At 69.6% G+C, this 19,488-nt stretch carries 20 protein-coding genes and 2 pseudogenes; 14 read left to right on the top strand and 8 right to left on the bottom strand.

Going from position 1 to position 19,488, the window contains the following annotated elements:
* Nucleotides 1-111: 111 nt before the first annotated feature.
* The 6 genes and pseudogenes from BEN78_06415 to BEN78_06390 all read left to right on the top strand — a co-directional run bounded on the left by BEN78_06415 (nt 112) and on the right by BEN78_06390 (nt 4,799).
* Nucleotides 112-918: a peptidase gene (locus BEN78_06415; protein ASR43068.1), complete on the top strand. Its 807-nt coding sequence runs from the start codon at nt 112-114 to the stop codon at nt 916-918.
* A 137-nt stretch (nt 919-1,055) separates the two neighbouring features.
* Nucleotides 1,056-2,255: a hypothetical protein gene (locus tag BEN78_06410; protein ASR44960.1), complete on the top strand. Its 1,200-nt coding sequence runs from the start codon at nt 1,056-1,058 to the stop codon at nt 2,253-2,255.
* 135 nt (nt 2,256-2,390) lie between these two features.
* Nucleotides 2,391-3,049, top strand: a pseudogene (locus BEN78_06405) (energy transducer TonB).
* Nucleotides 3,050-3,157: 108 nt separating this feature from the next.
* Entirely contained in the window at nt 3,158-3,913 is a 756-nt protein-coding gene (locus BEN78_06400; protein ID ASR43067.1) for a biopolymer transporter ExbB, read from the top strand.
* Nucleotides 3,914-3,947: 34 nt separating this feature from the next.
* Nucleotides 3,948-4,373, top strand: a complete 426-nt coding sequence (locus tag BEN78_06395) for a biopolymer transporter ExbD (protein ID ASR43066.1) — start codon at nt 3,948-3,950, stop codon at nt 4,371-4,373.
* A 15-nt stretch (nt 4,374-4,388) separates the two neighbouring features.
* Nucleotides 4,389-4,799, top strand: a complete 411-nt coding sequence (locus tag BEN78_06390; protein ASR43065.1) for a biopolymer transporter ExbD — start codon at nt 4,389-4,391, stop codon at nt 4,797-4,799.
* Nucleotides 4,800-5,426: 627 nt separating this feature from the next.
* Here BEN78_06390 and BEN78_06385 read toward each other — a convergent pair.
* From BEN78_06385 to BEN78_06370, 4 genes are all read right to left on the bottom strand, one after another.
* Nucleotides 5,427-6,212, bottom strand: coding sequence for a pyridoxine 5'-phosphate synthase (locus tag BEN78_06385; protein ASR43064.1), 786 nt, complete (start codon nt 6,210-6,212; stop codon nt 5,427-5,429).
* Nucleotides 6,209-6,481: a hypothetical protein gene (locus tag BEN78_06380; GenBank protein ASR43063.1), complete on the bottom strand. Its 273-nt coding sequence runs from the start codon at nt 6,479-6,481 to the stop codon at nt 6,209-6,211. Before BEN78_06380 ends, BEN78_06385 begins: the two co-directional genes overlap by 4 nt.
* A gap of 126 nt (nt 6,482-6,607) precedes the next feature.
* On the bottom strand, nt 6,608-6,970 hold the full coding sequence (locus BEN78_06375; protein ASR43062.1) for a hypothetical protein: 363 nt from the start codon (nt 6,968-6,970) through the stop codon (nt 6,608-6,610).
* A 56-nt stretch (nt 6,971-7,026) separates the two neighbouring features.
* The gene (locus BEN78_06370; GenBank protein ID ASR44959.1) at nt 7,027-8,457 is read right to left on the bottom strand and encodes a cardiolipin synthase; all 1,431 of its coding nucleotides are present in this window, start codon (nt 8,455-8,457) and stop codon (nt 7,027-7,029) included.
* A 118-nt stretch (nt 8,458-8,575) separates the two neighbouring features.
* Here BEN78_06370 and BEN78_06365 point away from each other — a divergent pair, with 118 nt between their 5' ends.
* The 4 genes from BEN78_06365 (at nt 8,576) to BEN78_06350 (ending at nt 11,260) form a co-directional block, all read left to right on the top strand.
* Nucleotides 8,576-9,673 carry a DNA repair photolyase gene (locus BEN78_06365; protein ID ASR43061.1) on the top strand — a complete coding sequence of 366 codons (1,098 nt, stop codon included), beginning with the start codon at nt 8,576-8,578 and terminating at the stop codon, nt 9,671-9,673.
* Between the two features lie 80 nt (nt 9,674-9,753).
* A complete protein-coding gene (locus tag BEN78_06360) occupies nt 9,754-10,065 on the top strand; it encodes a hypothetical protein (GenBank protein ASR43060.1) in 312 nt (103 codons plus the stop codon).
* Nucleotides 10,062-10,829 (top strand): hypothetical protein, encoded by a 768-nt coding sequence (locus tag BEN78_06355; protein ASR43059.1) that lies wholly within the window; start codon nt 10,062-10,064, stop codon nt 10,827-10,829. The genes BEN78_06360 and BEN78_06355 overlap by 4 nt, the downstream gene beginning before the upstream one ends.
* Nucleotides 10,826-11,260: a two-component system response regulator gene (locus tag BEN78_06350; protein ASR43058.1), complete on the top strand. Its 435-nt coding sequence runs from the start codon at nt 10,826-10,828 to the stop codon at nt 11,258-11,260. Before BEN78_06355 ends, BEN78_06350 begins: the two co-directional genes overlap by 4 nt.
* 93 nt (nt 11,261-11,353) lie before the next feature.
* Here BEN78_06350 and BEN78_06345 read toward each other — a convergent pair whose 3' ends face one another.
* Complete coding sequence (locus BEN78_06345; protein ID ASR43057.1) at nt 11,354-12,055, bottom strand: 2OG-Fe(II) oxygenase; 702 nt, start codon at nt 12,053-12,055, stop codon at nt 11,354-11,356.
* Nucleotides 12,052-13,080 (bottom strand): fructose-bisphosphatase, encoded by a 1,029-nt coding sequence (locus BEN78_06340; GenBank protein ID ASR43056.1) that lies wholly within the window; start codon nt 13,078-13,080, stop codon nt 12,052-12,054. The genes BEN78_06345 and BEN78_06340 overlap by 4 nt, the downstream gene beginning before the upstream one ends.
* A gap of 157 nt (nt 13,081-13,237) precedes the next feature.
* Here BEN78_06340 and BEN78_06335 point away from each other — a divergent pair, with 157 nt between their 5' ends.
* Both BEN78_06335 and BEN78_06330 read left to right on the top strand, forming a co-directional pair.
* The gene (locus BEN78_06335; protein ASR43055.1) at nt 13,238-14,440 is read left to right on the top strand and encodes an aromatic amino acid aminotransferase; all 1,203 of its coding nucleotides are present in this window, start codon (nt 13,238-13,240) and stop codon (nt 14,438-14,440) included.
* A gap of 160 nt (nt 14,441-14,600) precedes the next feature.
* Nucleotides 14,601-15,485, top strand: coding sequence for a hypothetical protein (locus BEN78_06330; GenBank protein ASR43054.1), 885 nt, complete (start codon nt 14,601-14,603; stop codon nt 15,483-15,485).
* Nucleotides 15,486-15,542: 57 nt separating this feature from the next.
* On the opposite strand, the gene BEN78_06325 is transcribed toward BEN78_06330, so the two are convergent.
* Both BEN78_06325 and BEN78_06320 read right to left on the bottom strand, forming a co-directional pair.
* Complete coding sequence (locus BEN78_06325) at nt 15,543-17,057, bottom strand: carotenoid oxygenase (protein ASR43053.1); 1,515 nt, start codon at nt 17,055-17,057, stop codon at nt 15,543-15,545.
* A gap of 24 nt (nt 17,058-17,081) precedes the next feature.
* A pseudogene (locus tag BEN78_06320) lies at nt 17,082-17,512 on the bottom strand (hypothetical protein).
* Between the two features lie 49 nt (nt 17,513-17,561).
* Here BEN78_06320 and BEN78_06315 point away from each other — a divergent pair.
* Both BEN78_06315 and BEN78_06310 read left to right on the top strand, forming a co-directional pair.
* On the top strand, nt 17,562-18,764 hold the full coding sequence (locus BEN78_06315; protein ID ASR44958.1) for a hypothetical protein: 1,203 nt from the start codon (nt 17,562-17,564) through the stop codon (nt 18,762-18,764).
* Entirely contained in the window at nt 18,761-19,399 is a 639-nt protein-coding gene (locus BEN78_06310) for a DNA-binding response regulator (GenBank protein ID ASR43052.1), read from the top strand. The genes BEN78_06315 and BEN78_06310 overlap by 4 nt, the downstream gene beginning before the upstream one ends.
* Nucleotides 19,400-19,488: the final 89 nt, after the last annotated feature.

Here is a 19,488-nt window from a genome sequence, read left to right as displayed (position 1 = left end):
CCACGCGGCCTGCGCCGTGCAGGCCGTGCGCCCGGATTGACGGAACGTTAATCCGGGCCGCACTACAACGGATGCCCTGACCATCCGTATCGAGCAAGGGGAAGCCCGACCATGAAAGCGCCCATCGCAGCCGCCGTTGCGTTGCTGCTGACCGCCTGCGCCACCACCACGTCGCCGACCGGGCGCACCCAGTATGTGGGCGGCGTCTCGCAGGCCCAGCTCAACCAGATGGGGGCGGAGGCATTCGCCGAGACCAAGGCCAAGACCCGCCAGTCCAGCGATGCCCGGCAACAGGCCTACGTGCGCTGCATCGTGACCGACATCGTGCGCGAGCTGCCTGCCAACTGGCAGCAGCTGCAGTGGGAGTCGGTGGTGTTCGTGGACGACAACCCCAACGCCTTTGCGTTGCCCGGCGGCAAGGTCGGCGTGCATACCGGGATCCTGACCGTGGCCAAGAACCAGGATCAGCTGGCGGCCGTCATCGCGCATGAGATCGGCCACGTCTACGCCAACCACCACGACGAGCGCATCACCCGCCAGCTCGGCGCACAGGGCGCGCTCGGCGTGGCCGGTGCCTTGCTCGGCTCGCGCTACGGCGAAGGCGCGCAGCAGACGACCAGCCAGCTCGGCGGTGCGGCGCTGCAGGCGACGTTCCTGCTGCCCGGTACCCGCACCCAGGAAACCGAGGCGGACGTCGTGGGGCAGGAGTTGATGGCCAAGGCCGGGTTCGACCCGCGCGCGGCCGTCGCGCTGTGGCAGAACATGATCACCGCCAGTGGCGGCAACCAGCCGCCGCAGTGGCTGTCGACGCACCCCAATCCGCAGAACCGCATCGCCGAACTGCAGGCACGTGCGACGTCGCTGGTGCCGGTCTACGAACAGGCCCGCGCTGCCGGTCGCCGTCCCAACTGCGGCTGATCAGGTTGCCCACGACGGCGAAGCGTCGGCCATAATCGCCCTCCAGACTCCTGCGCCCATGCTCGCGGCGCATCCACCCCAATCGAGGTGACCCGATGTCCAAGTCCCGTTTTTCCCACAAGGCGCTGGTCGCCGCGATGACCACTGCGCTGCTGGCCTTCGGCGTGCCGGCGATGGCGCAGGACGAGGGCGGTAGTGACCGCAGCGAGCGCAGCAGCCGTGCGGACCGCAGTTCGCGTTCGGCCGACCGCAGCGAGCGTCGCGGCAGCCGTCAGGCGCAGCAGAAGGAAGAAGCGCGTTATCCCAACGCCACGCGCAAGGAGCCGGGCGTGCAGGCCAGCCAGCGTGTGGTCAAGGATCTCAACGCGCTGTCGGAAGCTTACAACGCGCAGGACGCAGAGAAGGGACTGCCGTTGGCCGATCAGATCATCGCCAACGAGCGCGCGAACGAGTACGACAAGTCGATGGCAGCGCTGCTCGCCGGCCAGTTCCTGCTCAACGACGACAATGCCCGTGCGATCACGTACCTGGAGCAGGCGATCGCCGGCGGCGGCCTGGACAACAACAATCACTTCCAGGCAATGCTGATCGTCGCCCAGCTGCAAGCACAGGAGCAGGACTATGCCGCTGCGCTGGCATCGCTGGAGCGCTATCTCGCCGAGTCCGGATCGACCGATCCCAAGGACCAGGCGCTCAAGGGCAATCTGCTCTATCGCCTGGAGCGTTACCCCGAGGCGATCGCCACGCTCAAGCCGCTGGTCGAAGGCGGCGGCGAGGTCGACCCGCAGTGGACGCAGGTGCTGATGGGCGCCTACGCCGAGTCGGGCAACAGCGCTGAGGCCACGCGTCTGGCCGAGCAGGTCGCGCAGGCAACGCCCGACGACAAGCGCTCGCAGATCAACCTCGCGGTGTCGTACCTGCAGACCGATCAGAACGACAAGGCGATCGAGGTGTTCGAGCGTCTGCGCAGCAGCGGCCAGCTGACCGAGGACACCGAGTACCGCAACCTCTACGCGCTCTACCTCAACAGCGAGGGCAAGGAGCGCGAGGCGATCGCGGTGATCAACGAAGGTCTGCAGAAGAACATTCTGCAGTCCGACTACCGCACCCTGTCCGCGCTCGCCCAGGCCTACTACTTCTCCGATCAGATCGAGCCGGCGATCGAGACCTGGCGCAAGGCGGCGCCGCTGGCCGAGAACGGCGAGACCTACCTCAATCTGGCGCGTGCACTGCATCAGGAAGGACGCAGCGCGGAAGCCAAGGAAGCTGCGCGTCAGGCGATCGCCAAGGGTCTCAAGTCCAACGCCGACGCGGAGCGAATCATCTCCGCCCGTTAAGGAAAAGTTCTGCGCGTCACGGATGGTGCACGTTACTCGGATTGGTATAAGCTTCAGGATTCCTGCCGCCAGACAGGGCGGCAGGTTGACCTTTCCACCGGAGCGTTTCGCTCTGGCCTCACGTGAGTTCTCCGCATGACGCAACGCTCGACGACGACCAACGACGAAGACGAAGGCCTGAACTGGGCCCGCATCGCCGGATTCACGATGGTGGTCGCCTTCCACGCCGCCGCGGTCATGCTGCTGCTGGCGCCGGTGAATCCGCCGAACGCGGCCCCCGAGGAAGAGATGGCCACCCGCGTGGTCATCATCGAGCCGCCGCCGCCGCCCCCCCGCCGCCGCCGCCGCCGCCGGAACCGCCCAAGCCGCAGCCCATCAAGGAGCTGTCGCCGCCGCGACCGACACCGGTGCCACCTCCGCCGGAAGCGCCGCCGGTCGTGTTCGATGACCCGTCGCCGATCGACACCCCGGCCCCGCCGCCGGCCCCGCCCGCGCCGCCGGCGCAGGTCGCTGACATCGGTGCCAGCGTCGACATCTCGTCGAAGAACATGAACCCGCCGCGCTACCCGCCGGCCGCTGCCCGCGCCCAGATCGAGGGCACCGTCATCCTCGTCATCGACGTCGATGCGCAGGGCAACGTCACCAATGTGTCGGTCGAGAAGTCCAGCCGCAATCGCGATCTCGACCGCGCCGCAATCGAGGCCGCACGCAAGTGGTCGTTCGCACCGGCGATGAAGGATGGCCAGCCGGCCGCCGGTCGCGTCCGCGTCCCGGTCGACTTCAGCCTCAGTTGATCATGGCGGCCTGACGGCCGCGCAGATTCGGCGCCCGTCCGCGGGCGCCTGTTAGTCCCCGCGTCACGTTCCACTTCTTCAAACCACTACATCTAGAAGGTAAGCGTTATGCTGCAGGAAACCACCACCGCCCCGACCGGAGCCGGCAACGCTGCAGCCCTGCAGCAGATGGGCTTCGCGGACATGATTCAGCACATGGACGCGGTCGGCTGGGTCGTCCTCATCGTGCTCGTCACGATGTCGGCCATGTCGATCTACTGGATCATCTACAACGCGATCAAGAATGCCCGCCTGCGCGGCAGCTCGGACCGCGTCATCAACACGTTCTGGGAAACCCCGAACGCCCAGGACGCGATCCGTCACATGGAAGAGCAGCCCAAGAGCGAGCCCTTCTCGAAGGTCGCCCTGGACGCCGCTCAGGCCGCCGCGCACCACCAGCGTCACGAAGGCTCGCGTCTGGTCGAGTCGCTGAACCGTTCGGAGTTCGTCGACCGCGCGCTGCGTCAGGCCGTCACCCGTGAATCGCTGAAGCTCGAGAACGGTCTGACCGTACTCGCGACCGTCGGTGCGACCGCACCGTTCGTCGGTCTGCTCGGTACGGTGTGGGGCATCTACCGCGCCCTGATCCGCATCGGTGCCAGCGGCCAGGCCGACATCGGCGCAGTGGCAGGTCCCGTGGGCGAGGCGCTGATCATGACCGCGATCGGTCTGGGCGTCGCGATCCCGGCGGTGCTGGGCTACAACTTCTTCGTCCGCCTCAACCGCGGCACGAACAACAAGCTCGACACGTTCGCGCACGACCTGCACGACTTCTTCGCCACCGGTTCGCGCGTCGGCGATGCCGTCCCGCCGGCCAAGGTCTAAGAACGTACGTCAGTAGCGACAACGGAGTCCCGATATGGCTTTCAGCTCAGGTGGTGGCGGTAACGACAAGGTCAACGCCACGATCAACATCGTCCCGCTTGTCGACGTCATGCTGGTGCTGCTGATCATCTTCATGGTCACGGCACCGATGATGGCGCACAAGGTCAAGGTCGAGTTGCCGCAGGCCAATCTGGACGAGCGTCCGGATACGGCGCCCCCGGCGCCGCCGATCACGGTCGCGATCACCGATGCCGGCGAGATCTACGTCAACGACGAGCCGGTGTCGATCGAGTTGCTCGAGAGCACGCTGTCGGTCGAGGCGCAGAAGACGCCTCAGCCGCCGGTCAACATCCGGGCCGACTCGACCGCGAAGTACCGGGTCGTCAACCAAGTGGTCAACGTTGCGCAGGCCCAGGGCATGCGCAAGGTCGGCTTCGTGGCGACGACCGAAAGCAACTAAACCGGAGCATCACCCATGGCATTTTCATCCGGTGGCGAAGGCCCAATGGCCGACATCAACATCATTCCGCTCTGCGACGTGATGCTGGTGCTGCTGATCATCTTCATGGTGACGGCGCCGCAGTTGTCCTATCCGATCGACATCGACCTGCCGCAGCGTTCCTCGACGCCGCCTGATAATCCGGTGGAACCGCCGGAACCGATCAAGCTGCGCATCGACGGCTCGGGCCAGATCTTCTGGAACGACAGCCCGACGCCGGTCTCGGCGCTGCGCAACATGATGGAATCGGAAGTCCAGCGCGATCCGACCAACCAGCCCACGTTGGAGATCGACACCAACGAGGACGCCGATTACGGCGTGCTGGCGAAGGTGTTGGCCGAGGCCAAGAACGCGCAGATGCTCAAGATCGGATTCGTCCGCAAGTAATCCGCAGTACCGCCGACGCGCCTGCAGCACGCTCGGCGCTTACCCCGCTTCATTTGACGCCGCCTTCGGGCGGCGTTTTTTTTTGCGGGCTGCGACGCAGCCGCGTGGGCGATGTCGCTGCGCGCATGTGCGGTGCGGACAGGGTCCGCGCGCGACGCACGTCGATGAGTGAGTGCCACGGAATCGCTCGTCTTCCATGCGCGGATGACGCGGCGTCAATCTGTTCGAAGCGCCCTCATTCCCAGCTTTCTTCCATGAAGGGCGCAATGCGCTGCGATGGGGGTACGGGGTAAAGATGCTGTTGCGAGTACTCAGTTTCAGGGTACGCAGCAGACATCGACGTCATCGCGAGTTGTACGCAAAGCGTCAGGTCAACAACGGCAAAGCGCCCCCCATCCCAACCTTCCACCCGTAAAGGGCGCAATGCCCCGTGATGCGGGGGAAGGAGCAGAGCGGCCTGCGCGACGACGTGCTTCCGTGTGCGTGGGACACAGAGGAAGACGTCGCGATCACCTCCCCCGCGTGCGGGGGAGGTCGGCGCGCCTGGCGCGCCGGGCGGGGGGCGCTTTGCGGACTTGCGACCCGCAGCAGTAGCGAGGTACCAGACGCCGCGAAACCAACCTGATGTCAGCCCTGTGCGTCGCAGATCGCGAGATAACGCCGCACTGTGGCGGTGAGGCCGTCGTCGAGGGCCTCGCCGATCAGGGCGTGGCCGATGGAGACTTCATCGACCGGCGCGAGGGCATCGAGCAGGGCGCCGAGGTTGGCTTGGCTCAGGTCGTGACCGGCGTTGATGCCCAGGCCAGCCGCGCGCGCGCGGCGTGCTGTGTCGACGAGACCGGGCAGCGCGACGCCGGGGGTGCCGGCGGCGAAGGCTTCGGCCCAGGGACCGGTGTAGAGCTCGATGCGGTCGGCGCCGGTGGACACTGCCGCCTCGATATCGGCGCCGGCATCGGCGAACAGGCTGACGCGGCAACCCAGCGTCTGCAGCTGGGTGACAAGCGGGCGCAGCGTGGCGCTGTCCGCGGCGAAGTCGAAGCCGTGATCGGAGGTCAGCTGTGCATCGCCATCGGGCACCAGCGTGACTTGCGCAGGACGGACCTGCGCACACAGGGCAAGCAGCCCGGGATAGGCGCCGCGCGCAGGCGCGAAGGGGTTGCCTTCGATGTTGAATTCGACGCCGCACGCGGCCGTCAGTGCACCCAGCGCAAGGACATCATCGGTCCGGATGTGTCGAGCATCGGGACGCGGGTGCACGGTGATGCCGTGCGCGCCGGCATCCAGGCAGACCCGGGCGGCGTGCAGCACGTCGGGATCGCGGCCGCCGCGCGAATTACGCAGCACGGCGATCTTGTTGAGGTTGACGCTCAGCCGGGTCGTGCGCCGTGCAGGGGCGTTGCGCGCGTCGCTCATGCGCTGGGCGGGGGTGGCACGTCCGGCGTCGCAGCCGCGGCGTCGCGGCGGGCTTGCGCCTGCTCGCGCAGACGGCGCAGTTCTGCCGGATCGACCATCATCGCTTCGCTGCGGCTGCGTTCGCCCACGCGCTGGGCCAGCAGACCGAGCACGCCGACGACGAGCAGCGCCAACGACAACAGCAGGGCGACCACCGCCACCGGCACCGACGTGGTGGTGAACGCAACGACGATCGCGCCGAGCGCGAGCAGCAGCAACAACCACGACATGGGCAGGGCCTCCGCCTGACTTGGGTGCAGTCTAACCGCTCGCCGGCGCAGCGCCAGAGGCCGATCGTGACCTGCCGTCGGGCTGTGGTCGCGATGCGTCGCTGCCCATCTTCGGAGTGCCTGGGCTCAGGCGAACTCGGCCGGGAGATGGGCGGCAACCCGCGCCCAGTCGTGGGCGATCGCGTCGGCGGCCCGGCCGCGCGGCCGCTGCACCGGGCCGGCATGGACCCGCAGGTGGGCCAGCAGCCAGGCATCCGACCAGCCCGACCAGGTGCCGGCCACGCTGCGCAGGTTGGGCGCCAGGACCGGGAAGACCTCGCTCCAGAGGGCGCGATGCACCTCGGCGGCGGGGTAGCCGGTGTCGCGCACCACGCGGGCGATCGCGACGATCAGGGTGTCGTCGATCTCGGTGTCGAGAAACAGGTCCGACAGCGCTTGCCACAGCTGGAGCCGCTTCGGCTCGACGGGCGCTTTGTTGCTCGGAGCCATGGGAGTATGTCCTCGTGTGCACACGCGCGATGGTCGGATGCGCCGTGTGTGTCCAGCTACAGCAGCGGCGAGCACAGCCGCGCCAGCGCCTCGGGCAAGCGTGCGGTCAACAGTGGCCGGTGCCTGCCGCGCTGCACGCGCGGGGCATGCGCGAATTCCCGTTCGATGATCTGCGCGAGCGCAGCGGCGACGCCTGGATCATCGAACAGCACCGACAGCTCGAAGTTGAGCCGGAAGCTGCGATGATCGAAATTCGCGCTGCCGATGATCGCCAGGCTGTCGTCGATCAGCAACGACTTGCTGTGCAGCATCCGCGAGCGGTACTCGTAGACCTTGACCCCGGCGACCAGCAACTGGCCGAAGTACGACCGCGCGGCGAGTGTCACCAGCCGCGAGTCGCTGGTGCGCGGCACCAGCAGGCGGACGTCGAGCCCGGCGAGCGCGGCCGAGGTCAGCGCCATCATCGCCGCCTCGCCCGGCACGAAGTAGGGCGTCGTCAGCCACACGCGATGCCGTGCGGCATGGATCGCGCCGACATGGAGGCGGTGGATGGCTTCCCAATTCGAGTCCGGACCCGAGGTCAGCACCTGGGTGCGGATCGGGCCAGGATCGGCGGCCGGGGTCTGCGCCTCGACATCAGCGAGAAAGTCGCGGCGGCCGGTCGCGTAGGCCCAATCTTCGGCGAACACCAGCTGCAGCACGCGCACGGACTTGCCGATCAGTCGCATGTGCAGGTCGCGGTAGGCGTCCGCGCGCAGGCGCTCGTCCTGCTCGTCGGTGATGTTCATGCCGCCGGTGTAGCCGATCCGGCCGTCGATCACGACCAGCTTGCGATGGGTGCGCAGGTTGGTCCACGGGCGTTGCCAGATCCGGCCCAAGCGCATCGGGTGGAACCAGGCGAGCTCGCCGCCGGCCTCGACCAAGGGCGCGAAGAAGCTGCGCCGCGCCCGGGTGCCGACGAAATCGAGCAGCAGCCGCACATGGACCCCGGCGCGCGCGCGTTCGACCAGGGCATCGCGCAGCGCGGAGCCGGTCGCGTCGGGCTCGAAGATGTAGTACTCCAGGTGCACGTGGTGGCGCGCCTGGGCGATGTCGGCAAGCAGCGCGGTGTACTTGGCCGCGCCGTCGACCAGCAGGTCGACCTCGGCCGACGAGGTCGCTGGCAGGCCGGTCGTGTTCTGCGCCAGGCGCACCAGCTCAGCGGCCTCGCCCTCCTCGGCGTCGACCTGGGCACTCTGCATCGAGGCCCGGCTGCGACCGCGGCGCAGCCGGTTGCGGTGGATCTTCTGCGGCCCGAACACGTGGTAGATCAGAAACCCCACGTAGGGCAGCAGCGCCAGGCCGAGCAGCCAGCTCAGGGTCGCGACCGGCTCGCGCTTCTGCAGCACGATCCAGCCGCCCAGCAGGACCAGATAGAGCAACCAGCCAGCGGCCAGGAGCGAGAGCAGGTGCGGGGCGGTGACGAGCGAATCCCAGGCGCGCTGCACGGTCGGTTCCTGCGATGGCGGCGCCGGTCGCGCCGCGCACAGGATAAATGCGCGCACGCCGGCTGCGATGACGGGCGCGTCGCACCGGTTGAGACGCCAACCCGGCATCGTCGGTTCGATGAGCGCCGACCGCCTCCGCCCGCCCGCCCCCGTGGCCCGCAAGGGGCGCGGCAGCGCGTCCTGGATCGCCGGGCGCTTTGAGAAACGGGTCGCGGTGGCCGAGGACGACGGCTGGGAGGCGCTGCAGATGTTGCAGGACGAGGCCTCGGCGCCGGAGACCGTGGTCGTCGAGGAGCGCGCGCGCAGCGTGCTCAGTCGCAACCGCTCGCCCGATGTCGGCTTCGACCGCTCGGTCAATCCCTACCGCGGCTGCGAGCATGGCTGCATCTACTGCTTCGCGCGGCCCTCGCACGCCTATCTCGACCTGTCGCCCGGCCTGGACTTCGAGACGCGGCTGTTCGCCAAGACCAACGCCGCCGAACGGCTGCGTGTCGAGCTCGCCAAGCCGGGCTACGTCTGTGCGCCGCTGGCGCTGGGCATCAACACCGACGCCTACCAGCCGATCGAGCGTCGCTACCAGGTCACCCGCGAGTTGATCGCGCTGCTGGCCGAGGCCCGGCATCCCTTCAGCCTGATCACCAAGAGCGCCGGGATCGTACGCGACCTCGACCTGCTCGCGCCGCTGGCGGCCCAGGGGCTGGTGACGGTGCACTTTTCGGTGACCACGCTCGACCACCGCCTGTCGGCCCGCATGGAGCCACGGGCGGCCGCGCCGCATGCGCGCCTGCGCGCGATGCGCGCGCTGGCGGCGGCCGGTATCCCGGTCGGGGTGATGGTCGCGCCGGTGGTGCCGGCGATCACCGACCACGAACTGGAGGCGATCCTGGGCGCCGCGCGCGAGGCCGGGGCGGACTCGGCGGGCTATGTGCTGCTGCGCCTGCCGCATGAGCTCAAGACGCTGTGGCGCGAATGGCTGGACCTGCACTATCCCGATCGCGCCCAGCACGTGATGAGCCTGCTGCAGCAACTCCACGGCGGGCGCGACTACGACAGCCGCTTCGGCCATCGCATGCGCGGCCAGGGGCCGTTCGCCGACCTGCTCGCCCACCGCTTCGCGCGGGCGCGCCGCGCGCTGGGCTTTGGCCGGCTGCCGCCGCTGCGGACCGACCTGTTCGTCGCGCCGCGCCCGCCCTCGCCGCAGGGGACGCTGTTCTAGCGCCCATTCACGGCGCGTGTACGATACGTCCACGCCCGGATTTTCTACACTGTTGGGCTTCCCGCCGCCTAGCGCCGCGCATGTCCGATGTTGTCTCCCTGCCCTCGCCCGATGCACCTGCTGCGGCGATCGACGTGTTCGACCACCTCGCCACCGGTCTGGCGCAGCTCGCGCCCGACGGCACGTGGCGGCGCGTCAACGCCGTGTTGGCGGCGTGGCTCGACCGCAGTCCGGATGCGCTGGTCGGGACCGCCGCGCATCGCGAGGCGCTGACACCGGTCGCCGCGCAACTCGACCAGGCACTGGCCGGGTTTGCCGGGGGGGCGACGGCCTGCACGAGGTCCCGGTCGCGATCGACCGGGGTGAGGATGGGGCGCGCTCGTTGCAGTTGACGCTGACGCCGTTGCCGGGCGGCGACGCGCTGCTGCAGGCCCACGATGTCACCGCGCTGCGGGCCATGGAGCTGCTGCAGGACACGCTGGCGTTCGGCATCTCGCACGAGCTGCGGGCGCCGGTGCGCACGATCGAGCAGTTCTCCCGGCGCCTGGCCGCGCAGGGCGAGGACACCGACGCCGCTGTGGCGCGCGACCATGTGCAGCGGATCCGCGGTGCGGCGACCCAGGCCGGCGGTCTGATCGATGCGCTACTCGAGACCATGCGTGCCATGCGTCCGCCGCGCCAGCCCGGGCCCGTCGACATCAGCCTGCTCGGCGACTGGATCTGCGCCGAGCTGCAGGATGCCGATCCCGGGCGGGCGGCGCAGATCCATGTCGCGCCCGACCTGTGGGCCTGGGGCGACGAGCATGCCCTCAAGCAACTGCTCGGCAAGCTGCTGCACAACGCCTGGAAGTTCTCCGCCGGTCGCGACACCGTGCGGATCGATCTCGATGGCGAACGGGTCGGCGACCGCCTGCGTTTGCGCGTCCGCGATGCCGGTCGCGGCTTCGACATGCGCTATGCTGATCGATTGTTCGTGCCGTTCCGGCGCTTGCACGGCGCCGACGACGGCGCCGGCCATGGATTGGGGCTGGCGATCGCCCAGCGGCTCGCGCATGCGCATGGCGGCCGCATTCGGGTGGAATCGGCGGAGGACGTCGGCACCACTTTCCACATCGACCTGCCGGCACCGCCGGCCGAGGACGCATCGCCCCAATGAGCGAACACACGATCCTGTTGATCGAGGACAATCCCGACGACGCTGAGCTCACCCGCATCGCATTCGCGGAGGCCCGGATCGATGGCCGACTGGTGGTGGTCGGCGACGGCGCCGAGGCGCTCGATTACCTGTTCGCACGCGGCCGCCACGCCGGACGCGATGCGAGCGAGCTGCCGTCGATCGTGTTGCTCGACCTCAACCTGCCCAAGCTCGACGGTCGCGAGGTGCTGCAGGCGCTGCGCGCCAGCCCGGCGACGCGCGGCCTGCCGGTGGTCGTGCTCACGACCAGCACCGAGCCGTTCGATGTCGAGGCGAGCTACGCGCTGGGCGTCAACAGCTACATCCGTAAGCCCGTGGATTTCGGCAAGTTCGTCGAGGTCGTCAAGCAGATCGGGCTGTACTGGCTGGTGCTCAACCACCCGCGCGGCTGACGCGGCCCCCGACCGGCGACGTCGCGGCAGAGTGCAGGGCACGCACGCCGGATGCCGATGCGCCTGGTCCAGGGCCGCAATGGCCGGAAGGCCTCAGCCCTTGCCGTACAGCGCTTCGGCGCGCTGGAACAGAATCCAGCTGGTGGCGATGAACTTGTCCCCGCCCTGCGGCTTGTTGCCGCGATGGGTATGGGTGAACGCGGTCGGCGCGATCAACAGGTCGCCGGTGCGTGGCGCGATCCGGCGCTGCTGGAACAGGAACTCAGTCTCGCCGGCCGTAAAGCCGTCGTTGAGGTAGATCGTCCACAGCAGGTGGCGGTGCAGGGTCTCGCAGCCGGCATCGCGCGGAAACAGCTCGCAGTGCCAGTACGGGTAGCCGCCCTCTCCCGCTGCATACCACTGCAGGTTGATCTGGCCGGGGCGCAGGCAGGTCTGCAGCAGGCCGCCGAGCCGGGCGTCGTCCATGTCGGCGAAGTCCTCGGCGACCAGTCGCCGGGGGGTGCCGGCCGCATCGGGCTGTTGCAGCATCAGCGGTGCGATCAGCGCCTGCGGGTACCGGCGCAGGTAGCGCATCAAGCCGCCGTAGACGGCCACGTTGAGCTGCCGGACCACGTCGGCCCAGTCGCTGCGATCGCCCAGCGACAGGTCGCGGCTGCGCTTGAGCTCGGGATGCAGGCCGCCGCCGACCTGCCCGGGCTGCAGGTCGGGGCTGGCGCGCAGCCGCGCGACGATCGCCGCGCAGGCCTGTGGCGCCAGGGCGCCGGGGACGACTTCGATGAAGTCGGCCGCGCTCACGCCGCGTCGCCGTCGTGCCGCAGGTGGTAGCCGGTCGCGGCCTCGACCTCGTCGCGCGAGCCCAGGAACACCGGCACGCGCTGGTGCAGCGAGTCGGGTTCGATGTCGAGGATGCGGGTGCGGCCGTTGGTCGCCGCGCCGCCGGCCTGTTCGACCAGCATCGCCATCGGGTTGGCCTCATACATCAGCCGCAGCTTGCCGGGCTTGGACGGGTCCTTGCGGTCCCAGGGATAGATGAAGATCCCGCCGCGGGTCAGGATGCGGTGCACGTCGGCGACCATCGCCGCGACCCAGCGCATGTTGAAGTCCTTGCCGCGGGGGCCGTCGGTGCCGGCCAGCAGGTCGGCGACGTAGGCCTGGGTCGGTGCTTCCCAGTGACGCTGGTTGGACATGTTGATCGCGAACTCGCGGGTCGTCTCGGGAATGCGCAGATCGGCGCGGGTCAGCACGAACGAGCCCTGCTCGCGGTCGAGCGTGAAGGCGTGCGTGCCGTGGCCGATGGTGAGCACCAGCATCGTGCTCGGCCCGTACAGGCAGTAGCCGGCGGCGACCTGGGTGCGGCCGGCCTGCAGGAAGTGTGCGTCCTCGACTGCGGCCACACCCTCGGGACAGCGCAGGACCGAGAAGATCGTGCCGACGCTGGCGTTGATGTCGATGTTGGAGCTGCCGTCGAGCGGGTCGAACACCAGCAGGTAGTTGCCGCGCGGGAAGGCGTCGGGAATGGGCTCGCAATGGGCCATCTCCTCCGAGGCGCACGCGGCCAGATGGCCGCCCCAGGCATTGGCCTCGAGCAGGATCTCGTTGCTGATCACGTCGAGCTTCTTCTGCGCCTCGCCCTGGACGTTGATGCTGCCCGCCTCGCCGCCGGCCTCGCCGAGCACATCGCCCAGCGCGCCCTTGCCGACCGCGACCGAGATGCGCTTGCACGCGCGCGCAACCACTTCCAGCAGCAGCCGCAGGTCGGGGGTCACGTGCCCCAGGCGCTGCTCCTCGATCAGGTGGCGGGTCAGGGAGATGGCGGGCATGGCGGCTCCACGGCGGACAGGGTGGCGGCATTGTCGCCCGGAAGCGTCGCGCTGTCCCGGCGGCATCGCGCGCGCGGCGCCGGCCGGCTATCCTGCATGGGTTTGCCGCGCGCCCGGCGCGCCGCATCTCCTCCCCTCAACCGTCGCAGGCCGTGCCGTGTCCTCCTTCTTCGCTGCTGTCGAACTCGTCCCCGGTGATCCCATCCTCGGTTTGACCGACGCCTACAACGCCGATCCGCGTACCACCAAGGTCAATCTCGGTGTGGGCATCTACTACGACGAGGCCGGTCGCATCCCGGTGCTGGATGCGGTGCGCGAGGTCGAGCAGCGGCTGGCCTCCGAGGCCAAGCCGCGCGGCTACCTGCCGATCGACGGCATGCCCGACTACACCCGGGCCACCCGCGAGCTGCTGTTCGGCGTCGATTCGCCGCTGCTGGCCGATGGCCGCGTCGCGACCACTCAGACGATCGGTGGCAGTGGCGCGCTGCGCACCGGCGCCGACCTGCTGAAGAAGGTGCTGCCGCACGCGACGATCGCGATCAGCACCCCCAGCTGGGAGAACCACCGCGCGGTGTTCGGCGCGGTCGGCTTCGAGGTCGTCGACTACACCTACTTCGACGCCGCCCGCCACGGCATCGATTTCGACGGCATGCTGGCCGATCTGCGCAAGCTCCAGCCCGGCACCGTCGTACTGCTGCACGCCTGCTGCCACAACCCGACCGGCGCCGACCTCACCGCCGACCAGTGGCGCCAGGTCATCGAGGTGCTGGCCGAGCGCGGGCTGTTCCCGTTCGTCGACATGGCCTACCAGGGCTTCGACCAGGGCATCGCCCAGGACGCCGCGGCCGTGCGTCTGCTCGCCGCCTCGGGCATCGCCGAGTTCGTCGTCGCCAGCTCCTACTCCAAGTCGTTCTCGCTCTACGGCGAGCGCGTCGGCGCCCTGTCCGTGGTCTCGGCCAACGCAGAACAGAGCCGCGCGGTGCAGTCGCAGATCAAGCGCATCGTGCGCGCGAACTACTCGAGCCCGTCGACGCACGGCGCGGCGTTGGTCGCCGGCGTGCTCGGCAGCGACGAGTTGCGTGCGCGCTGGGAGGCCGAGCTCGGCCAGATGCGCGAGCGCATCCACGCGCTGCGCGCCGGGCTGGTCGAGAAGCTCGCCGCGCACGGCGCGCCGCAGTTCGCCTTCATCCAGGACCAGGCGGGCATGTTCTCGTATTCGGGCCTGAGCCGTGCGCAGGTCGACCGGCTGCGCGACGAATTCGGCATCTACGCCGTCGGTACGGGGCGCATCTGCGTCGCGGCGCTGAGCCTGAAGACCCTCGACTACGTCGCCGAGGCGGTGGCGACGGTGGCGCGCTGAGTCAGGCATGAGCGCCCGGCGGCGTTCGCGTTCCCGCAACGCAGCCGTCCGCGCGCGCCCGGGCCCGGCGCGACAGCCGTGGTGGCGGCGGGCGCTGCGCTCGCCCCTGGCCTGGGCCGCGGCCTGTACGGCGTTGGCGATCGTCGCCGGACGCCACGGGATGGCGTTCCCGCCGTACCTGGCGGTGTTGCTGGCCGGGGTGCTGTGCGGCGTGTCCTTCGTCGCCGCGACCTTCCGGGTCTCACCGCGGCGTCTGGGCGTCCTGCTGCATGTCGCCGGCGCTGCGATCGGCGTCGGAGTGGTGGCGTGGGCGATCCACGGCGACCTGCCCGATCTGTCTCCGCTGCCCGAGCCGCTGCGCCATGCCGCGCTCTGGATGCAGCTCGGGATCGCGCCGATGTTCGGCTGGATCTGGCTGGCGCTGCTCGGGCGGGTGAGCGGGTATTTCCAGCGCGACGCCCAGGCGCGCGCGGCGACGATGACGCGGACGCAGTGGCATCGCGACGGCGCGGCCTGGACGCTGTGCTTTCCGGCCGTGCCCATGCGCACGCGCACCCTTGCCGTCTGGATCGGATCGGTGACGGTGGTCGCCGGGGCGCTGGCGATCGCCGGCCTGATCGCGTTCTACGACATCGTGCTGCGCATCGGCGCCTACGGCGCGATCCTGCTCTTCGCCTTGGTCGTCGGCCTGCCCGGCTATCTGGTGCTGACGGCGCTGCTGCGTCGTGGCACCGAGACCGTGACGCTGCGCATCGATGCGCAGCGCCTGACCCTGGAGCGTCCGGGCCAGCCGCCGCGCGACGTTGCTTTGCGCGATCTCACGCTCTTCCGCTGGCAGAGCGCATCGGACCACGCGCGGCTCGAATTCACCGCGCCCGGTGTCGAGGCGGTGAGTCTTCTGGCCGGCGTGGCGCGCGTGCCGCGCGGTACCAGTGCCGAACTGCCGGCGCTTGTGCCGCAACTGGTGCAGTGGCTGACTGCCGCCGGCCTGCGCGAACGGCCAGTCCGGGTCGCGGCGCGGCCGCGGACGTTCGCGCGCGGCTGACGCATCGGATCGGACGGCGGGCCTCTCTGCCCTGATGTCCGGCCCGACGCCGCGGCTTCAGGCCGCCTGCGCGAAGTGGCCGTGGAAGCCGAGTGGGAACGCGTACGGGAGCCAGGCGGTCGCGACCGGGCCGTCGCCGATGTGCTGGGCGTCGAGCACCGCGATACCGCTGCGGTCGCGCGTGGGGTCGAGCAGCGTACCGACCAGCCAACCGTCGTCGGGGCGCGTGCTGCCAGGACGCGGGATGAAGACATGTTCCTCGGCGAGGATGTCGCGCCCGTAGCGATGCAGTTCGCGTCGGCCGGCCACCGGGTCGATCATCTGCACCGCATTGAAGTACGGCGCGGTCGCGTCGCCGGCATTGGTCGGGGTGTAGAGCCGGGCGCCACGGTCGCTGGGCGTGCGGGCATCGAACATCGGAAACTCCATGCCGCCCAGGCCCGTGGTCTCCCAGCGGCCGCGGCCGGTGCGCATGTCCAGGCGCAACTCGACCAGCTCCGCAGGGGCGGCCGGGCCGTGATGACCGAACATCGCCTCGCGATGTGGCGACCGCGCCTTTGCCACATCGGCCAGCCGCATCGTGCGCACGGTGATTTCGCCGTCGCGCTCGAAGGCATCGCCGAAGTGATAGGCCATCGTGAAGTCGACCTCGAAGCGGCGCGCAACTCGGTCGGGTGCGGTCTTGTCGACGACCAGGACCGTGGACGCGCGCTGTGGCGCGAACGTCAGGCTTTCGAAGAACGAGCCGGCCGGTGTGTAGTCGAACGGCGTCAGCAGGAAGACCAGATGCCGGTCGGTCTGCACGAAGGCATGCAGGTAGCCGGGTGCGCCCATGTCGTGCACCTGCGCGTCGATCAGCTGCCCGTCGCGGCCGATGTGCCACACCAGCAGGCCGGCACCGCCGAGCATCGACAGCGCCCCGAAGTTCCACCAGCTGCCGTCGCGGTCCTGGAGTGGGTGGGCCGAGAACGGCAGCGCTTGCAGATCGGGTCGCCAGGTCTTGGGACCGATCGTGTCGAGCGCATCGGGGTCGAGCTCGAAGGCCGAGCCGGCCTCGCTCAACGCGAACAGGCGCCCGTCGATCACCACCACCGAGGTGTTGGCGGTGCTGGCATCGTCGTTGTTGCGCAGCGCGACCGGGTCGGCGATCGTGGTGCCCGCCGCCAGCGTGTTGAAGCGCCCGGCGCTGCGTTCGCGCTTGAACTTCGGGGTCTGCACCATGCGCCCGCGATGGGTCACGGTGCCGTCGCCGAAGCGCCAACCGTGGACCATGCCGTCGCCGTCGAACCAGTGCTCGTAGCGGAAGCTGTCGCGCTCGAACCAGGCGGGCCCGTTGCGATACAACGTGCCGGCGAAGTCCGCCGGCAGACGGCCTTCGATCTGCACCGTCGTCGGGCCGAAAGCCTCGGCCGACACCTGACGCCAGCCGGCCAGATACGGGTGCTCGCGCAGGCCGGCGGCAAACTCGGCTGGATCGCCGGCGAATGCGTCCGCGCCGTGCAACAGCGCGGGCCCGAGTGCGGCGATGGTGGCGCCCGAGAGCAGATTGCGGAGGAAGTGGCGGCGGTCCATGGGGGCTCTCCTGGGGCGGCCGGATCAACGGATTGCGATGTCGAGCGCGGCGGTGTCGCGACCGACCTCGAACGCCGCCTCGTCGAACGTCGGCTTGCGCATCACCCGCGGGTTGTTGCTGAAGCCGTAGCCTTCGACTGGCATGCCGGTGAGGTTGGTGTCGAGCTTGCCGTTGCCGTTCTCGTCGTGGATCACCAGCAACGCGTAGCGTCCGGCCGGCACGTCGTCGAAGCGCAGGTGGGTGACATCGCCTTCGGGGCCAGCAGGCGGCCGGCGATCGGCGGCGCTTCGCCGGCATAGCCCGCCGCATCGACCAGGGCGACCTGGAACTGCCCGTCCTGGTTGCGGGCATCGCGAATGGTCACCTCGAGAGTGGCAGCCTGCGCGGGCGCGGCGAGCGCGGCGGCGGCCAGCAGAGCGAACGGGGCGACGATGGAGGCGGGGCTGCGGCGCATGGCGATGTCCTGGTTGGGTGTGGCCACAGTCTTCCGTGCGCTGTCCCCGATGCCTGCTGCCAGTGGTCATCGATCCGCAGTGCCGGAAGTCACTTTCTGCGCCCCACCCATTGCCGCTGCCGGCGCCGGCTTGCAGCATGGCGCCATGACCCCGCCCCGCCGCCTGTTCGAACCGCTCAATCTCGCCGCGTTGCTGACGCTCGGGGCGGTCGCGTTCTCGGTGCGCTACTACGAGCCCTCGCACCAGCCGACGGCCTGGCTGCTGCTGGGGCTGTTCGCCGTCGGCTTCCTGTCGCTGCCGCTGTGGCCGCCGAGGCTGCGACGGGTCGAGCACGCGATGGTCGCGCTGCTGCCGGTGATCGCGCTGGCCCTGATCGCGCTCGCCCCCAAACCCGGCACCGCGCCGGTGCTGCTGGTGGTCTGGATCGCGGCAGCGTTCTCGCACTGGTCGCCGCGTGTGGCGACGATCGCGCTGGTCCTCGCCGACACGGTCTACTACCTGATCCTCAAGCACATCGCCGGCTTCGGCGCGCCGCTGATGTCGGTGCTGATCTTCGCCGGCTTTCAGGCCTTCGCCGGGTTGTGCATGCACTACGCGCGCAGTGCCGAGCGCGCCCGCGATACCCTCTCGCGGGTCAATGCCGATCTGCTGGCCACACGCGCGCTGCTCGCCGACAGTGCCCGCGATGCCGAGCGCCTGCGGGTGGCGCGGGAACTCCACGACGTCGCCGGCCACAAACTCACCGCGATGCGCCTGAACCTGCGCGCGTTGACCGAAGAACCGGCGTTCGCCAGCAACGCGCAGCTGCGCGTGGCCGATCAACTGTCCGGCGAACTGCTCGCCGATATCCGCAACGTGGTCCAGGCGTTGCGCGAGCGCGGTGGCCTGGATCTGGCCACCGCGCTGCGCGCGCTCGCCGCGCCGATGCCGCGCCCGGTGCTGCGGCTCACCATCGCCGACGACGTGCAGGTGACGGACCCCGCGATCGCCGAGGCGGTGCTGCGGCTGGTGCAGGAAGCGCTGACGAATGCCGCCAAGCACGCCGACGCGGACACGCTCGATGTCACCCTGCACCGCGCAGGCGATGTGCTGCATGTGACCATCGAGGACGACGGCCTGGTGCGCGAGGACTGGCGCGAAGGCAATGGCATCGCCGGCATGCGCGAGCGCCTGGCGGCGTTGCGGGGCCGGGTGCGCCTGGCGCGCAATGCCCGTGGCGCGATGCGGATCGATGCGGAGTTGCCGGCATGAATACATCGCCCGTGCGCGTTGCGCTCGCCGACGACCAGGCCCTGGTCCGCGCCGGGCTGCGCGCGCTGCTGGAACGCCAGGGCATCGTCATCGTGTTCGAGGCCGACTCGGGCGCGAGCCTGCTCGAGCGGATCGCCGCGCAGCCGGTCGATGTGGTGCTCAGTGACATCCGCATGCCCGGAATGGACGGCATCGATGCCCTGACTGCGCTGCGTGCGCGGGGCGATGCCACGCCGGTGCTGCTGCTGACCACCTTCGACGACAGCGACCTGCTGCTGCGCGCGACCGACGCCGGCGCGCAGGGCTTCCTGCTCAAGGACGCCGCGCCCGAGGATCTGCGCGATGCGATCGCGCGCGTCGCCGCGGGCGAGACGCTGCTGCAGCCGGTCAGCACCGAACCAGTGCGGGCGCGCTACCGGTTCCACGACGACCAGGCCCCGCGCGAGACCTTCAACGAACGCGAGGTCGCGATCCTGCGCCTGCTCGCCGGCGGCTATTCCAACAAGGAGATCGCGCGCAGCCTGTTTCTGGCCGAGGGCACGGTGAAGAACTACGTCTCGGCGATCCTCGACAAGCTCGGCACCCGCGACCGTACGCGCGCGGTGCTCAAGGCGATCACGCTGCGCGTCATCTGACCCGCCCGCCGCCGCGGCGACGGGATTGATACGGATCAAGGCGGCCGCGCCTGCGCCGCGCTAGCCTGATCGTCCCCTTGACTGTTCTG

It is taken from the genome of Xanthomonas citri pv. mangiferaeindicae (genome assembly GCA_002240395.1).
GTDB lineage: Bacteria > Pseudomonadota > Gammaproteobacteria > Xanthomonadales > Xanthomonadaceae > Luteimonas > Luteimonas citri_A.
Note: the sequence above shows the minus strand (reverse complement) of the source record. Positions and strands in the feature narration are given on the sequence as shown.

Coding starts and splice junctions, on each gene's coding strand:
- BEN78_06415 (ASR43068.1), top strand. CDS start 112: ATGAAAGCGCCCATCGCAGCCGCCGTTGCGTTGCTGCTGACCGCCTGC.
- BEN78_06410 (ASR44960.1), top strand. CDS start 1,056: ATGACCACTGCGCTGCTGGCCTTCGGCGTGCCGGCGATGGCGCAGGAC.
- BEN78_06400 (ASR43067.1), top strand. CDS start 3,158: ATGCTGCAGGAAACCACCACCGCCCCGACCGGAGCCGGCAACGCTGCA.
- BEN78_06395 (ASR43066.1), top strand. CDS start 3,948: ATGGCTTTCAGCTCAGGTGGTGGCGGTAACGACAAGGTCAACGCCACG.
- BEN78_06390 (ASR43065.1), top strand. CDS start 4,389: ATGGCATTTTCATCCGGTGGCGAAGGCCCAATGGCCGACATCAACATC.
- BEN78_06385 (ASR43064.1), bottom strand. CDS start 6,212: ATGAGCGACGCGCGCAACGCCCCTGCACGGCGCACGACCCGGCTGAGC.
- BEN78_06380 (ASR43063.1), bottom strand. CDS start 6,481: ATGTCGTGGTTGTTGCTGCTGCTCGCGCTCGGCGCGATCGTCGTTGCG.
- BEN78_06375 (ASR43062.1), bottom strand. CDS start 6,970: ATGGCTCCGAGCAACAAAGCGCCCGTCGAGCCGAAGCGGCTCCAGCTG.
- BEN78_06365 (ASR43061.1), top strand. CDS start 8,576: ATGAGCGCCGACCGCCTCCGCCCGCCCGCCCCCGTGGCCCGCAAGGGG.
- BEN78_06360 (ASR43060.1), top strand. CDS start 9,754: ATGTCCGATGTTGTCTCCCTGCCCTCGCCCGATGCACCTGCTGCGGCG.
- BEN78_06350 (ASR43058.1), top strand. CDS start 10,826: ATGAGCGAACACACGATCCTGTTGATCGAGGACAATCCCGACGACGCT.
- BEN78_06340 (ASR43056.1), bottom strand. CDS start 13,080: ATGCCCGCCATCTCCCTGACCCGCCACCTGATCGAGGAGCAGCGCCTG.
- BEN78_06330 (ASR43054.1), top strand. CDS start 14,601: ATGGCGTTCCCGCCGTACCTGGCGGTGTTGCTGGCCGGGGTGCTGTGC.
- BEN78_06325 (ASR43053.1), bottom strand. CDS start 17,057: ATGGACCGCCGCCACTTCCTCCGCAATCTGCTCTCGGGCGCCACCATC.
- BEN78_06315 (ASR44958.1), top strand. CDS start 17,562: ATGCCTGCTGCCAGTGGTCATCGATCCGCAGTGCCGGAAGTCACTTTC.
- BEN78_06310 (ASR43052.1), top strand. CDS start 18,761: ATGAATACATCGCCCGTGCGCGTTGCGCTCGCCGACGACCAGGCCCTG.